Annotated in this window: 17 protein-coding genes and 1 pseudogene; all 18 read right to left on the bottom strand. The window is 46.9% G+C overall.

Features of this window, described 5'->3' with window-relative positions:
• Nucleotides 1–425: 425 nt before the first annotated feature.
• Entirely contained in the window at nt 426–623 is a 198-nt protein-coding gene (locus tag AC075L_RS20745; protein WP_117515826.1) for a helix-turn-helix domain-containing protein, read from the bottom strand.
• Nucleotides 620–1,060, bottom strand: a complete 441-nt coding sequence (locus tag AC075L_RS20750; RefSeq protein ID WP_476388120.1) for an RNA polymerase sigma factor — start codon at nt 1,058–1,060, stop codon at nt 620–622. Before AC075L_RS20750 ends, AC075L_RS20745 begins: the two co-directional genes overlap by 4 nt.
• A 199-nt stretch (nt 1,061–1,259) precedes the next feature.
• Entirely contained in the window at nt 1,260–1,832 is a 573-nt protein-coding gene (locus AC075L_RS20755) for a zf-HC2 domain-containing protein (protein ID WP_476388121.1), read from the bottom strand.
• Between the two features lie 2 nt (nt 1,833–1,834).
• Nucleotides 1,835–2,323: an RNA polymerase sigma factor gene (locus AC075L_RS20760; RefSeq protein WP_318264753.1), complete on the bottom strand. Its 489-nt coding sequence runs from the start codon at nt 2,321–2,323 to the stop codon at nt 1,835–1,837.
• Between the two features lie 222 nt (nt 2,324–2,545).
• Nucleotides 2,546–2,686 (bottom strand): Maff2 family mobile element protein, encoded by a 141-nt coding sequence (locus AC075L_RS20765; RefSeq protein ID WP_007037419.1) that lies wholly within the window; start codon nt 2,684–2,686, stop codon nt 2,546–2,548.
• A gap of 220 nt (nt 2,687–2,906) precedes the next feature.
• Nucleotides 2,907–4,736, bottom strand: a complete 1,830-nt coding sequence (locus AC075L_RS20770) for a VirD4-like conjugal transfer protein, CD1115 family (protein WP_476388122.1) — start codon at nt 4,734–4,736, stop codon at nt 2,907–2,909.
• Complete coding sequence (locus tag AC075L_RS20775) at nt 4,733–5,233, bottom strand: PcfB family protein (protein ID WP_015527532.1); 501 nt, start codon at nt 5,231–5,233, stop codon at nt 4,733–4,735. The genes AC075L_RS20770 and AC075L_RS20775 overlap by 4 nt, the downstream gene beginning before the upstream one ends.
• Nucleotides 5,234–5,319: 86 nt before the next feature.
• Nucleotides 5,320–5,739 (bottom strand): DUF4313 domain-containing protein, encoded by a 420-nt coding sequence (locus tag AC075L_RS20780; protein WP_002576240.1) that lies wholly within the window; start codon nt 5,737–5,739, stop codon nt 5,320–5,322.
• A 12-nt stretch (nt 5,740–5,751) separates the two neighbouring features.
• On the bottom strand, nt 5,752–6,063 hold the full coding sequence (locus AC075L_RS20785; RefSeq protein WP_457801086.1) for a DUF5720 family protein: 312 nt from the start codon (nt 6,061–6,063) through the stop codon (nt 5,752–5,754).
• Nucleotides 6,064–6,085: 22 nt separating this feature from the next.
• Nucleotides 6,086–6,832 (bottom strand): BRO family protein, encoded by a 747-nt coding sequence (locus AC075L_RS20790; protein WP_009004944.1) that lies wholly within the window; start codon nt 6,830–6,832, stop codon nt 6,086–6,088.
• Between the two features lie 34 nt (nt 6,833–6,866).
• Nucleotides 6,867–7,730 carry a DUF6017 domain-containing protein gene (locus AC075L_RS20795; RefSeq protein WP_117529581.1) on the bottom strand — a complete coding sequence of 288 codons (864 nt, stop codon included), beginning with the start codon at nt 7,728–7,730 and terminating at the stop codon, nt 6,867–6,869.
• Nucleotides 7,731–7,797: 67 nt separating this feature from the next.
• A complete protein-coding gene (locus AC075L_RS20800; RefSeq protein ID WP_005335946.1) occupies nt 7,798–7,989 on the bottom strand; it encodes a hypothetical protein in 192 nt (63 codons plus the stop codon).
• 23 nt (nt 7,990–8,012) lie between these two features.
• Complete coding sequence (locus tag AC075L_RS20805) at nt 8,013–8,288, bottom strand: DUF5720 family protein (RefSeq protein WP_002592134.1); 276 nt, start codon at nt 8,286–8,288, stop codon at nt 8,013–8,015.
• Between the two features lie 12 nt (nt 8,289–8,300).
• On the bottom strand, nt 8,301–9,227 hold the full coding sequence (locus tag AC075L_RS20810; RefSeq protein ID WP_055290218.1) for a ParB/RepB/Spo0J family partition protein: 927 nt from the start codon (nt 9,225–9,227) through the stop codon (nt 8,301–8,303).
• Nucleotides 9,184–10,005 (bottom strand): ParA family protein, encoded by an 822-nt coding sequence (locus AC075L_RS20815; protein WP_055228680.1) that lies wholly within the window; start codon nt 10,003–10,005, stop codon nt 9,184–9,186. Before AC075L_RS20815 ends, AC075L_RS20810 begins: the two co-directional genes overlap by 44 nt.
• A 119-nt stretch (nt 10,006–10,124) precedes the next feature.
• A pseudogene (locus AC075L_RS20820) lies at nt 10,125–10,472 on the bottom strand (23S rRNA (uracil(1939)-C(5))-methyltransferase RlmD); the annotation flags it as partial.
• 323 nt (nt 10,473–10,795) lie between these two features.
• Nucleotides 10,796–11,209 carry a sigma-70 family RNA polymerase sigma factor gene (locus AC075L_RS20825; protein WP_476388123.1) on the bottom strand — a complete coding sequence of 138 codons (414 nt, stop codon included), beginning with the start codon at nt 11,207–11,209 and terminating at the stop codon, nt 10,796–10,798.
• Between the two features lie 487 nt (nt 11,210–11,696).
• Nucleotides 11,697–13,406, bottom strand: a complete 1,710-nt coding sequence (locus AC075L_RS20830) for an ABC transporter ATP-binding protein (protein ID WP_476388124.1) — start codon at nt 13,404–13,406, stop codon at nt 11,697–11,699.
• Nucleotides 13,407–13,477 lie beyond the last annotated feature (71 nt).

A 13,477-nucleotide genomic window follows, 5' to 3' on the forward strand; every position in this document is an offset into this window, starting at 1 on the left:
CGACTGCCGCATGGCTGCGGCGGGATAAGCGGCGTAAGCCGCATGGCAGGGTTTGGGGAAGGCACTCCCCAACAAGATTCCCGCAGGGGCAAAATGAGCGATAAGCGAATTTTGGTACTGCGGTAGAATCTTGCTCTAAGAAACTGCCGCTTTCCTCTGCGGCTCTGGTTTGCGGATGTACCGGCTTGCTCCACCAATATAGCGATTGCGGCGGTGTGTTCTGCTCGCTGTTCACCACTACAACGGTGAAAAGGGTGCGTTTTGGCAAACGCAGCGGAAATTTTTTATTTTCCCTGTCTGCTCCCTACAACAATCCGGCGGTGTGGTTTGCCAAAGATTTTTGAAAATGGGCGCAAAAAAAGCAGCAAACCTTTTTCAAGATTTACTGCTTATATGCCGCTGTGATGGGCGGCGATATTAAATTGTCAGCGGTCAAAGCGGAACTTCAACAAACTTTCTATCAGCCGCCCGACGATATGCTCCTGCATATCCGTGTTGATCTGACCGTCCATTTTCGCACAAGATCGGATATATCCGGCATAATGGGATAGGACGGCGGCAACAGCTTCCGGGTCGCCCTCGCTTGCCTTAATGATTGTTTCATAGGAAAGTAGCTGGTTCATAGGACAAAACCCTCCAACTCTGCCCGTAGCCGCCGCAAAATCATCTGAATACGCCGCCCGGTTGTGTTGCCTGCCCGTCCATATTTTTGTCCAATCTCTCTATGCGTCAATCGTTGGAAGTAGTACAGGAAAATGATTTCCTGTTCCATCTGCGATAGGGCGGACAGCGCTGTGGCAAGCTCTGGACTTTCCAAAAGCACCATCTGACCGCAGGCGGAAAACGGATAGCTGTTCATGGCGGCTCGCTCCGCAAAATACTTATCTATGGTACTGAACGGATAGTGCTTTTCTTCTATCAGATATTCAAGCGAGATTTCTCGCTTGCGGCGGCTGCGTATGCTCCGTGCTGCGTCTATGGCAGCGTGGCGAATGACGATTTTGCAAAAGGCATCATGCGTGTGCCGGATATGCTCTTGATACTTTTCGTGTTCGGTCATGGAAAATCCCCCTTTCTGGATAGTGGCAGAGGGCGGCAGCACTTTTTGCTGTCGCCCCTTGATTACCTACCAGCAAGGACAGTCGGGGCTGTCAACGGTGGGTGCAGCCCATTTACTTGCCGTTGACTGGCTCGGCTTGGTTTGCTATTTACAGGTGATTGTCTTTACTCTGCATTAGATATTCGTAATGTATCATTTCCTAATTCAACAACCAATTCCATGTATTTAGCTTTGGTATTTGTAGGACTCCCCAGCTTATAAGATTATTCTTTTGTGAAAAATTGTTATGATATTGCAAGTTGTATAGAGTGATTTTCTGTCCACATATTTCATTTTTATCATTAACAATATCTTCTGTTTTTGAATCAAAGAATAGTGATTTTCCTGCTTCAGTTTCTAAAATAATATAATTATATCCACTTTCAGTTTTTGTGGAAAGTGAAATGTTGTCCCGGGTAACAGGATGACCAATACCTGTATATAGCAATACTGCACTAAGTAATCCCGCAAATGCCAAACACACAACAGCAACAGTTTTTACAATTTTTTTTGCTATCTTCTTTTTTACTGCTGTTATCACTTTTGCGTCACTTTCTCTTTTTGAGGGTTCTGTCTCGCTAATTTCTTTGCCCGATTTCATGGCTTTAAGTTCAGCAGCACAATCAGGACAATTTTCGATGTGCTTTTTTACAAATTCTGCTGTATCTTCGCTCACCATATTTTCAAAATACAACGGCAACATATCACGAATGATGCTACACTCTTTTTTCATTACTAAATTTCCTCCAATCTGCTTTGTATCATTTTTCTTGCCCGATGGTAGGTAACACAAGCCCAGTTATCAGTTTTTCCGTATAAGTCACCTATTTCATTAAATGATAATTCTCCAAAGACACGCCACATGAAAACTTCCTTATATGGTTCAGATATACTATGTAAGATTTTCCGTAATTGCGCTGCTTCTTCCTGAGTATTAACCTGCTCATCAATAAAATCATTCGGGTTAGCAATATTCTGAAACTTTGCTTCGTCAATGCTTTCTATTTTTCCATTCTTTTTCAGATATGAGAAATAGGTATTCTTTGCAATTTGACAAAGCCATACACGCATATCACATTCGCCACGAAAATTATTTATGGATTTCATTGCTTTAAAAAATGTTTCGCCTGTAATTTCCTCGGCTATGTGTTCATTACCGGAAAGCTGCCATATATAGCGATATACCGCTTTGAAATAGGTATTGTAAATTTGCTCGAACTCCATTATGCTACCACCTCCTTTCACAAATAAGACTTTGCAGACGAAGAAATCTTACAAAGATTTTCAACTTTTTTATTATAACAGACAGCGGCGACATGACGATTATTTCGCCAGTTCGCCGCTGTTCAAATTCTAATTATAGTATAGCATAGGCTTATGAACATTTCTACCATGTTCCTCTTGCTTCGGAATAGCAGTGATTGCTGTCTGTTTGTTTTTGCTTCTTTACCGCACATGAGCATTGGCGCCAGGGTTGTCATTGCCGTAACCTTCCAACAGGTTGATGACACCCCAGATACCAAGACCAGCGCCCAGAGCGATAACGAGAGTCTGAAGAACGGTAATTGCCTGTTCAAAAAATGCCATATAGTTTGTTAGCCGGAATCTGATTAAAAAATAGGTTTGTCATGTTTCATAGGCATACAAAAGCCGGAACAATCTGCCGCCCGGTTTCCGGGGGCATGATTCCGGCTGTCCTCCTTTTTCATTATTTTTTCTTGCGATTGTCCGCTTTGTACGCCAATGGCCTCAACAGAGGCAGTTGCGGCGAATAGATAAGATCACTCCCTTCTAAAGCGGAACGAAATTAAGTGCCCTTTGTGTCTACTTCATATACATCGCAGACCTCATCGGGCTTGAGTTTCAGCCTTGCAGACAAGAATGCTTCAATGTCAAAAGCGTTCTTATCATCCGCATCGGCAGTGTACTTGAAATTGGGGTGCTTGGTGATGTCGTACTTATCCGAAAGGAAAGGACGCACACCGCGCAGCTGGAGGATACACTTGCCGCCATCCATAACAGCAAGCTCATCCTGGCTCATCAGCTCTTTCCCCAATTTTTGATAGTTGAGTGAATGGGATGTTTCCCTCCCACGGCTCTCTCCGGTGTTGTAGGTGTCGATGGTTTCCTTACCCAGCACGGCGGCCAGCTCCTTGAGAGTGGTCGGCTCCTTACCGCCCAGAAAGATAGAAGTATCCATGTTACCGATGATGGTATCCGCGTTGTCCTTATAGATCGCCTTGAGCTGACTCTGCGCCTGCAACACCAGACAGGCAGAGATTTCACGGCTTCGGATGGTGGCCACCAGCTTTTCCAGTTTCGGAATCTGCCCGATGTTAGCACACTCATCAATCAAACAGCGCACATGAACCGGAAGCCTGCCTCCGTACACATCATCTGCCTTTTCACAAAGCAGGTTGAACAACTGGGTGTAGCACATGGAAATGAGAAAGTTAAAACTGTCATCCGTATCGCTCATGATCAGAAACAGAGCCGTTTTTCTGTCTCCCAGCGTATCCAGTTCCAACTCATCGTAGGATGTAACCTCGCGCAGCTCCGCAATATCAAATACGGCAAGACGCGCACCGCAAGAAATAAGAATCGACTTGGCTGTTTTTCCGGCGGCCAGCTTATATTTCTTATACTGGCGCACCGCAAAGTGATTTGGCTTCTCGGCTTCCAGTGCATCAAACATCAGGTCCACGGGGTTTTTGAACTCCTCGTCATCCTCCCGGACCTCCATGGCGTTGATGAACTCAATGAGGGTGGAGAAGTTTTGTTCCTCCACCGGAGCTTCATAGTGGATATATCCAATCAACGCACAATACAGCAATGTTTCCGCCTTGACCCAGAAATCGTCTCCGGCCTTGCCTTCGCCTTTGGTATTAGCGATCAGCGTTGTTACCAGCTTCAAGATGTCCTTTTCGCTATGGATATAGGCGAAAGGGTTATAGTGCATGGACTTCTTGAAGTTGATGGTATTTAGGACCTTGATTCGGTACGGCTCATAAATGACCTTGCCATGCTTATCCTTCATGGGCTTTCCGTCCTTCCCCAGCTTGGGCGCACCCCTTTGGAGCATTTTTCCGCACTCCACCAGAATTGTTCCCTTCGGGTCCGTCACAACATAGGAGCTGTGCATCTGCATCAGGTTGGGTTTCAGCCAGAATCGGGTCTTACCGGAACCGGAGCCGCCAATCACCAGTACATTTTTGTTTCTGGCAGTCTTGGGGGCCTTGGGGCGGCTGTTCATGGTCAGGCTCTCCGTTTTCGTCAGAATCACATTGTTCTGAAATACAGGATCAACGTAAGGTGCAATATCCTCACGGGTTCCCCAGCGGGCCGAACCATATTCCAAACCATGTCGATATTTCTTGGCGTTCTTGCTTTTAAGATACACCGCCAGCCTCAGACCAACACCGCAGCACAGCCCTACCAACAAGTCCAATGGATGCAGGCTTGGCCAGAAACTTTGCAACGCCCCAGGCAGAACCGCAACCAGCGAAAGAAACTTTTCTGAAGCATCTGCCCCTTGTGCCATTCGCCATGCCTCTCCAAAATTGGTAGCAAACAGCCCCAGCAGGATATACGGCATATTCAGCAAAATGAGCTTTTTGATGTCCAATGTCTTTTTCATCGTTCCAGCTCCTTTCGCTTGGTGCGATCCACCACAGCATTTTTAACCATCTCTTTGAACTGGTTAAGTTTTGCCAGTACGGACGGGCGCTCTGTTTTCGTTGCCTTTTTGACCTTTTTGTTGGTGTACTCTGTAAAAGCTGCTGTCAGAGCATCTGCATCACGGCCTTTGAAAAAAATCAGGTACTTTGGCGGAGAACTGCTGCGGTCCTTTTTCACCGCATAATCCACACCATATTTCCGGGCGATCTTCTCAAACTCCTTGATAGATGGGTCTGTGATCTCAATATTGGAGATCCCCTGATTCTGACCAATGATCTGCTTGACGGTCTGTTTGCCGTGGGGTGTCACAGGAGCGTCACGGCTTCTCTGCTTTTGCAGCTTCTTTTCCTTGCAGTGGGCCATGTACTTGCTGATGGCGGCTTTGAGCAGCCTGCCGGTGAACTTTGTTCCACTGACAACCAGTGTTAAAGTCCTGTTTTCCACTTCTTCCTGCATTTTCATCGCCTCCTTTCCACAAAATGTGCAGGGGTGGTGCACTTCTTTCTAAGGCGGGACCACCAGCCGCCGGAGAAAATATTTCTTCATCGCTCCATCCCGCGGTTCTTTTTCTTTACCGGCTTCTTATCCGGCAGATTCCACTCTTCCCGAAACTCTGCCACACCTTTGGGGTCAAATGCCTTCAACTTCTCCAGATCAAAGGCAACGGCAGAATATTTTCCATAACCGGACTGAACCTGATAGGGAAGCACCTTCCCCAATTTGTTCTCTTTGATGAATCGCAGCAAATCCTTGCTGATGTCACCGGAAATAAACGCCTCTCCGGGGTCCAGGGAATATCCTGGTAGGTTCACCGTCATATCTGCAAACGCCTCTGCTCCATCTTCTGTATGGGTAATCATGCCGATATAAAGCCGCTGATTATTCGCATACATTCCAAGTTGCAGCGATATGGTTTCTTCCCCATATTCCCACTTAAAGGGTACTTTCTTTTCCTCATTCATATCGGATTCCTCCTATCGTATCTGTTCTTTGTGGTCATAAAACAAATCTCCATTTCTGACCTTTGCATGGCTGAGAATCTTGATCTGCCCATTTGTCTGACTGTCCAGAGCTTTTTCATAGCCTATATCTGACAAAAACAGGCGGGTGCGTTCTCCTTTCCAGCCAACCGGGGAGTCATGCGTCAGTACATCAAAAATAATCATGTGCCGGGTGTTCTCCGCAAATCGCTGGAGATCCATGTAGTCATGACCGTGATAGTTCTGCGCCCCGGCTTTCTGGCGCATTTCCTCCATCAGCTGCCCGATTGTTTTGCCTTCCTGCATAAAACCCACTTCCTTTCCGTTCTTATGAGACCAGCAAGATCATCTCCCGCAGCTGAGCAAAGTAGAGCTTTCCCTTTGGCGTAACCAGCGTGTAGGAGCCGGTATGCCCGTGATTGCAGTAGTCTTTCACACAGAACAGCCCCGTATTTTTCACATTGGCATAGGGCAGCACATTGCCGGATGCTGTGCGGTACACAAACCGTCGTTCTATCAGAAACCGAACAAACCGGCGCTCCGGGACATCCAACTCTTTGGCGGTTGTCCTGAGATTGGTGCTGTGCTTTAAGTCGATGAACAGGTCATAGAAAGCGGCTTTGCCCTCCAGCTGTGCATTTTCCTTACGCAGAGAAATATTTGCTTCACGCTCAGCCAACAAGTCTGAGCAGAGCTTCATCAGAGCCTCCGGGGAAGTAGCTACCTCCCAAAGCTTCTCTCTTGTGAGATAGGCCCCGTGCTTGCGAATGGTAGGCAGAACCTCATCGAATACCCACTGTTCAAACTGTTCTGCCGATGGCAATTTGCTGTGAACAATCAGGCGGTACAAATCTCCTTCGGGGATAAAAGTCATACTGATTTTGCGGTCGGGGCTTTGTGGGTGAGGTGCGTCGCGTTTCACGACATACCTACAATGGCGGATAATTGCATCGCGGGAATTGCTGTACCCCAGCGCAGCGGCCACATCCGTTCCGCAGAACAGGTATTTGCCGTTTTCTTCGATGACCCGGATACTGCCAAACTCCGGGTTTTTGAAAATTTCCATCTGGTTCATGTCGTGCCTCCTTTGGCATGATAAAAGGCGGCCTTTACCAGCCGCCTGCGTGCATATCGTGGTTGACCAATGAAGTGAAGTGATTATTCATGGTGGTAGGCGCATTGAACAGCACCGCAAGCAGGTACTGCTTCATGTTGCGTACCTGGGTGGTGTTCTTTTGCAGACAGTCCATGACAAACTCGATGTGGGAGCTGTCCAGTTTCAAAAAACGGGAACGCACGATCTCGTGAGGAAAGTCTGCCCCAGAGATCCGGGTGGTCTTTCGTCTGGCACAGACCGTTTCTACCAACAGCTCTACGATCTCATTCAGGTCATCCAGGTAGAGAGGATAACGCTGCTTCAGACAGTCATACTCGATATTCTCCAAAATCAATTCCCGATAATTTTCTATCTCTGTGACAGACATCGCATCTCTTCCTTTCCGTTCCAGCGGTCTTGCCGCCGCTGTTTCCCGGAAGGGAATGGAATCGGTACTTGATCCATAAGTAATTGATTTTTCTGTATTTGATTTCTCTATATTTAATTCTGCGGGCTTTTCCGTATCCGGTTTATCCATATACGGGTTTTCCGTATCTGGTGAATCCGTATCCGGTTTTCTAAGCTGTGGCTGCTCGTATATGACATACTCTGTATCGCTGATGCGTCCCTGCCGGTCACGCAGCTTGTGCCGCACAATGTAACCGGCAGCCTCCAATTCCCGCAACGCAGCGCCTATGGCATCCACGCCCTCCTTACAGATCTTTGCAAGACCACGGGTGGTGTAATTCCAGTCTTCTGGCAAAGACAGCATCATGGAAAGCAGCCCCTTGGCTTTTAACGACAGGTTTGCATTTCGTAAATGATGATTGCTCATCACGGTATAATCACGGGTCCGTTCAATACGAAAAACGGCCATCGACCTCACTCCTTCCGAATTTTGGGTACAAAAAAACCGCAATCCTCATTCCAAAGAATTGCGGTGTTCAACACTTTTCAAATTTTCTTGCATAGAACCAAAACAGCGGCTTTCGAGGACGCGCCTCTGTAAATGGCTCCTCCTGGGCGAAAGGAAGTGTTTGCATCACTCGGTCAATATCCGTTGAATCCATGTCATGCTGAGATTTGCAATCTTCCCGGATTGCTTCTTGAATTTCCTTTACCGTACACATAGTCATTCCTTTCCTTTCGTTGTATGGGTTTATGAGCGGCGGCGTTTTCCCGGTTTGAAATCGAGGATATGTCCCTCAATCACACGAGCGTAACGCTTGATCTTAATCTCCCGGCGCTGCTGGCTTTGCAGGGCAGCCTGATACCCGTCCTCGGTCAAAAACAGCCGCATTTCCTCTCCGGGGCTGCCGTAAGCTGTGCTGGGACGCAGGACGGAAAACTCAATCATCCAGCGGGTGTTATCCCAAAACCTCTCTACGGCGAGAATGTTGTGTCCTTTCAGCTCACGGGCTGAAATATCCCTCATAGGCGGCTCCTTTCATCGTTCCTGATCTCTCTGACGCTTTTTCTGCCATGCCTCCAGCAGCTTGATGATGGTTTCCTGCATCCGCTGGGGCGTATAGCTTTTAGGGAAATACTTTCGCAAGGTGTCAGAGGTAAATGTCACTCGGTCCAGATCGCTTTTCTTTTCCTCACCCATGATGACACGCATCATATCGAGGGTCAGATGCCCCTCCTGACTGTATTTTTTGAGCCGCTGAGCTTGAGAAAGAGAAGGGGTAGCCTGTTCGCTGTCCATGGCATCCAGCAGGTCTACCTGTTCCTCCTTTTTGAGAAAGGACAGCTCATAGGCAGGGTTCAGGGCAATCTTCTTTTCATCCACCATATCCATCAATTCAGGAATCAGCTCTGTCAGACGGATATAGCGCTGAACTTGATTTCTGCTTGAACCAGCCTGCTGAGCCAATATTTCATCGGCTCTCAACTTCGTCCCAACTTGGGACGAAGTTAAATCAACTCGCTCTCCCTGATGTTTCATGGCATCCAGCTTCATCTTGTAGGCAAATGCTCTTTCACTGGGGAGCAGACTTTCTCGTTGCAGGTTGCTGTCAACCATAATGATCGTGGCGGCATCATCATCCAAATCCCGAACAATGACCGGCATGGTCTCCTTTTCTGCCAGCTCACTGGCTCTGTGCCGCCTGTGTCCGGCTACCAGCTCATAACCGCCCTCCGGGTCCGGTCGAGCAATCGCCGGAACCAGAACGCCATACTGCTTGATACTGTCTGCGGTCTCCATCATGGCTTCGTCATCCTTGACTTTGAATGGATGCCCTTTGAACGGGTGCAGTTCCGACAGCGGGATTTCTACTACTTTTTCTCTCTGAGCATCGGCACGGCTCTCCTCCGTAGAAAACAGATCATCTACCGATGCCAGTTCTACTTTTTTCGCGCTGCTTTTCAAGTTTCAACACCTCCTTCGTCAGATTTCGATACCCCTCTGCCACCTTACCGCCAGGGTCATGGACGAAAATGCTTTTTCCCTCTGCGCTAATTTCCTTTGCACGGACAGAGTGTGGAATCTCCGTTCCAAAGACTTTGATTTTACTTCCATAGGTGTCCCGCAGCAAAGCAGCAATCTCTTTGGCAAAGTTGGTGCGGTTATCCACCATCGTCAGCAGTATACCGTCAATCTGGAGCTTTGGATTGATCTGCCGTTTTACCTTGCTGACCGTAGATAAAAGCTGTTCCAGTCCTTTGGCGGGCAGATACTCTGCCTGAACGGGAATTATGATCCTGTTCGCAGCCGCCAGCGCATTGACCGTAAGCATCCCCAACGAGGGCTGACAGTCAATCAGGATATGGGAATATTGTCCCTTCAGTGTGTCCAGATATTGCCGTAAAACCGTTTCACGGCTCATGGCGTTTACCAGAGAAACCTCCATACCGGAAAGCTGAATATCCGCAGGCATCAGGTCAACGCCTTCTGCATGATGCAGAATACCTTCTCCGGGGCGTATAGGCTGATCCATCAGAATTTTGCCCATTGCATCCGACAGTGTAAATGGCAGCTTGTCCGGTTGCGGATTTCCCAAGCTGATTGTCAGACTTCCTTGTGGGTCCCCGTCGATCAGAAGCACTTTCTTTCCGGCCTGTGCCAGACCTATTCCCAAGTTCGCACAGGTTGTTGTTTTGCCAACGCCGCCTTTCTGGTTGGCGATGGCGATGATTTGCGTGTTCAAATAAACCTCCTCCTTCTACAAAAAATATCCCTATTCCGAAAAATAGGGATGAAAAAAGCCGCTTACTCAAATAAATGAATAAACGGCTATGTAAGAAATATTCGATTGTAAGTAAAGTTTTATATCACTGCAAAATAACGAAGTGCATCTTTGATTGCTTCTACCTTTTCTGGTGTCGGATGTTTCCTCGGCTGTTTCAATTCTTCTACCGCATTAGGAGCATCATACATCGGCAATCCCAAATTTCGCTTTACCTCTGCGATATATGCGGTATGTACCTTGAAGCCGTATTTCGCTTCTATGTACTCCTTAATCATTTTGTAGGTCACTTTTTCTTTGGGCTTATACGCTTCGGCTCTTTTAGCAATACTATCTACCGGAATCTTGCCCTCGCCCTCTCCAAACTCCACATCAATGTGGATGTAACTGTCGGCTTTTTTGTGGGATAAAAGAACTACCGTCTCAACGGTATTCCCTTTGTCCCACAAAAGCTCCGTAACTTCCCCGCCATCCTTGAACACCGGAAAATTCAGACCAATCCGCTTTAGCGGATATTCAGACTCGTCATTCCTGTAAATTTCAATTTCCTTAATCAAGGCTATGACCACATTTCTCTTTTCTTCGTCATTTATGGCATTCAATATTTACAGCTAATTAAATAGAAAAAAACTCCTGCTTTCTTCACTCAAAGATAGCTTTACAAAATACACCTCTAAGGCTACTACAATAGGTAGGGCGCAAGGTCTTATGCAGAAGCACTTTGAGACCTTGCGCCCTCTGTTATTCTACCCTAAAAATACTTTGCCAGCTGCTTCAGACCACACCGGATGCTGTCACGGACACGGCTTGGGTCTATACCTTCTACTTCGGCAATTTCATTTACCTTCATTCCCAGATAGTATCGGGCATAAATTCGCTTTGCCTGTTTCTCTGGCAGTTTCATCACAGCGGCATAGACCTGCTCCTGAAACTGTTTTTCCTCCAGAAGCATCTCCGGTGTTTGCGGCTTCAACAGCACCGCATTTTCAATGCCATTCTCGCAATCCAGAGAATACTGTGCTTTATAACGATACATCTTTCGCTCATACGCAGCCTCCGCACGTTCAGCTGCTCGAATAGTCTCCATTACTTCCTCTGTCACATCTACAAAAAAGTCTGTTGTATAAACATCAGGATAAAGTTCCCGAAGGTTAATTTTCTTCATTATGTACCTCCATTTCGATTCACGGGTGATTGACGGGTGAATCGAATGGAGGCGGAGACCGACACCGGCAGACAACCGGGTCATCTCCGAAAAAATGGCAACAAAAAACGCCAGATTTCCGTAATGGAAAACTGGCGCACCAAGAACAGCCACGATTGTACTTAATTACATAGAACGATAATGCCGATGCAATGCTAAACTTACCCGGAGGAGGAGCAATGCTTTTTTTAACTGATGTAGATCATGTGAGCTTTGAAAAAGCAATCGGGACACGGCAAAATAACCTCCAATCGGCTACCGTGTCCCTGCAAGTCGTCATTGGTTTGTGTAAACGCAAGGAAACGGCGGCTCTGATTTCTCAAAACCGCCGTTAGGGTAATAACTTAAATTGAGCGTGCAAAATCACCTGCCCCAGCCAGCGGTTTTTTTCTTTCCCCGTAGTCGGGGCAGGTTCATGCGCTATGTAATTATTCTTCTTTAGCTTCTATCAAGCCGATATTTTTTGCTCTGCGTTCCACATAGCTGCATATTTTCCGCCCTTCGCAAGCAATTCTTCGTGGGTTCCTGATTCAGCAATTCTGCCATCACCCATTACAAGGATTTGATCTGCATTTTTGACAATGGAAAGGGTATGAGCAATCATTACCACTGTCTTTTTTTCTTTCAGCAGATTGGCGATAGCCTGCTTTACGGCAAGCTCATTTTCAATATCAAGAGATGCTGTTGCTTCATCCAAAAGTAGGATGGGGCTATTTTTCAGGATAGCGCGGGCTATTGAAATTCGCTGACGCTCACCGCCAGAGAGAAGATTTCCATTCTCGCCAGTCGGCGTATCGTATCCCTTTTCCATCTTACGGATGAAGCTGTCACAGTTAGCCTCCCGGCAGGCAGCCTCGATTTCCGTGTCCGTAGCATTAGGGCGAGCGTGGCGGATATTATCCCGGATGGTATCATCAAAAAGAAATACGTCCTGGTCTACCATAGAAACTTGTTCCAGTACACGCTCTGCGGCAATATGGTTAATGGGTTTACCGCCAATCGAAATCGTCCCGCTCGTTGCTTCATAATATTTTGCAATCAGGTTCAAAATGGTAGATTTGCCGGAGCCAGAGTCTCCGACAATGGCCGTGAGCTTTTGATCTGGTACCGTAAAAGTGGCGTGTTTTAGTACCGGCTCACCGGGCACATACGAAAAATCTACATTGTCAAAGGTGATTTCATGGGTAGCTGTGTGAAGCGGCTCCATGCTGCCAGTTTCCTCCGGCTCATTCATTACACCCCCAATTTTGTTTTTTGAGATCATCAGGTTCTTATAACTGGTGAGATCTACAAAAATCGAGTTAGCCAACTTTGCACAAAACAGGGGTAACATACAAATCAAAAGGTAGTCTACTGTGTTCAGTGTCCCTGCGATCCAAGGTGCATAGGACAACCAGATAACCAGCGGACAGGACAGCCAACTTAAAATGCCAAAGCCCGCACCAATTGGAAGCACCTTTGCTTCGTATACAAAGCTGATCCGACAAAACTCCCGCATGGCGTTGATAACGGTTTTGTTCTTCATACCGCCTACACCATAAGCTCGGAAAGTCTGAATACCAGAAACATATTCGACAATGCTGCTGACATTCTCCGCACAAATATCGTTCTTTTCTTTTCCATATTTCCGTACCATGCGGAAAGAAAGCCACAGGCAGAGGATTAAAAGAAGGTCTGCTATCAGCAGGATAATTCCAGCCGGAACATAAAGCGTCATAACAAAGACAATCAACATCAATGACAGGGCAAAATTCTTTGCCAAATCTCCGACTTTATGGGTCAGGATTTTTTCGTAGTTGTTTACATCGCTTGTGATGGTGTTGATATAATCGCCGGTCTGCCCATGTGTAAATCGGGACAGTGGAATGCGCTTCAAATGGTCACCCATAAAAAGCCGAATATTCTTACTGACCTCCGCACCGCCAATCTGCGCTTTGGTATAACCGTAGCTGTAAATCAGGATACGGAGAAGAAAAACCACTGCAATAATACCGGTCAGAGCCAGAACGCGGTTCATGTCAAATTGACCCGACCACAAAAACTGCATAACAGAGTAAAGCAGCATAAACAGGCTGCCGGAGAGAAGTCCTTCCAGAACGGTTCCGCCGATACCAATATAGAAATTGCGGTTTTTTTTCAATACATCATGCTCATTCATGCTGCTCGCCTCCCTCCAACTGATAAGTGATATTCCGGGCTGTCTCGTAGTCTTTCCACGCATTTCGATAG

The organism is Blautia sp. ZXY-1-B12 (assembly GCF_056339915.1).

Excerpts from the sequence above, each read along its gene's own strand:
- AC075L_RS20775 (WP_015527532.1), bottom strand. The coding sequence starts at position 5,233 with ATGCAGGAAGAAGTGGAAAACAGGACTTTAACACTGGTTGTCAGTGGA.
- AC075L_RS20825 (WP_476388123.1), bottom strand. The coding sequence starts at position 11,209 with ATGAAGAAAATTAACCTTCGGGAACTTTATCCTGATGTTTATACAACA.
- AC075L_RS20790 (WP_009004944.1), bottom strand. The coding sequence starts at position 6,832 with ATGAACCAGATGGAAATTTTCAAAAACCCGGAGTTTGGCAGTATCCGG.
- AC075L_RS20765 (WP_007037419.1), bottom strand. The coding sequence starts at position 2,686 with ATGGCATTTTTTGAACAGGCAATTACCGTTCTTCAGACTCTCGTTATC.
- AC075L_RS20795 (WP_117529581.1), bottom strand. The coding sequence starts at position 7,730 with ATGGCCGTTTTTCGTATTGAACGGACCCGTGATTATACCGTGATGAGC.
- AC075L_RS20800 (WP_005335946.1), bottom strand. The coding sequence starts at position 7,989 with ATGACTATGTGTACGGTAAAGGAAATTCAAGAAGCAATCCGGGAAGAT.
- AC075L_RS20750 (WP_476388120.1), bottom strand. The coding sequence starts at position 1,060 with ATGACCGAACACGAAAAGTATCAAGAGCATATCCGGCACACGCATGAT.
- AC075L_RS20780 (WP_002576240.1), bottom strand. The coding sequence starts at position 5,739 with ATGAATGAGGAAAAGAAAGTACCCTTTAAGTGGGAATATGGGGAAGAA.
- AC075L_RS20745 (WP_117515826.1), bottom strand. The coding sequence starts at position 623 with ATGAACCAGCTACTTTCCTATGAAACAATCATTAAGGCAAGCGAGGGC.
- AC075L_RS20785 (WP_457801086.1), bottom strand. The coding sequence starts at position 6,063 with ATGCAGGAAGGCAAAACAATCGGGCAGCTGATGGAGGAAATGCGCCAG.
- AC075L_RS20830 (WP_476388124.1), bottom strand. The coding sequence starts at position 13,406 with ATGAATGAGCATGATGTATTGAAAAAAAACCGCAATTTCTATATTGGT.
- AC075L_RS20760 (WP_318264753.1), bottom strand. The coding sequence starts at position 2,323 with ATGGAGTTCGAGCAAATTTACAATACCTATTTCAAAGCGGTATATCGC.
- AC075L_RS20770 (WP_476388122.1), bottom strand. The coding sequence starts at position 4,736 with ATGAAAAAGACATTGGACATCAAAAAGCTCATTTTGCTGAATATGCCG.
- AC075L_RS20755 (WP_476388121.1), bottom strand. The coding sequence starts at position 1,832 with ATGAAAAAAGAGTGTAGCATCATTCGTGATATGTTGCCGTTGTATTTT.
- AC075L_RS20805 (WP_002592134.1), bottom strand. The coding sequence starts at position 8,288 with ATGAGGGATATTTCAGCCCGTGAGCTGAAAGGACACAACATTCTCGCC.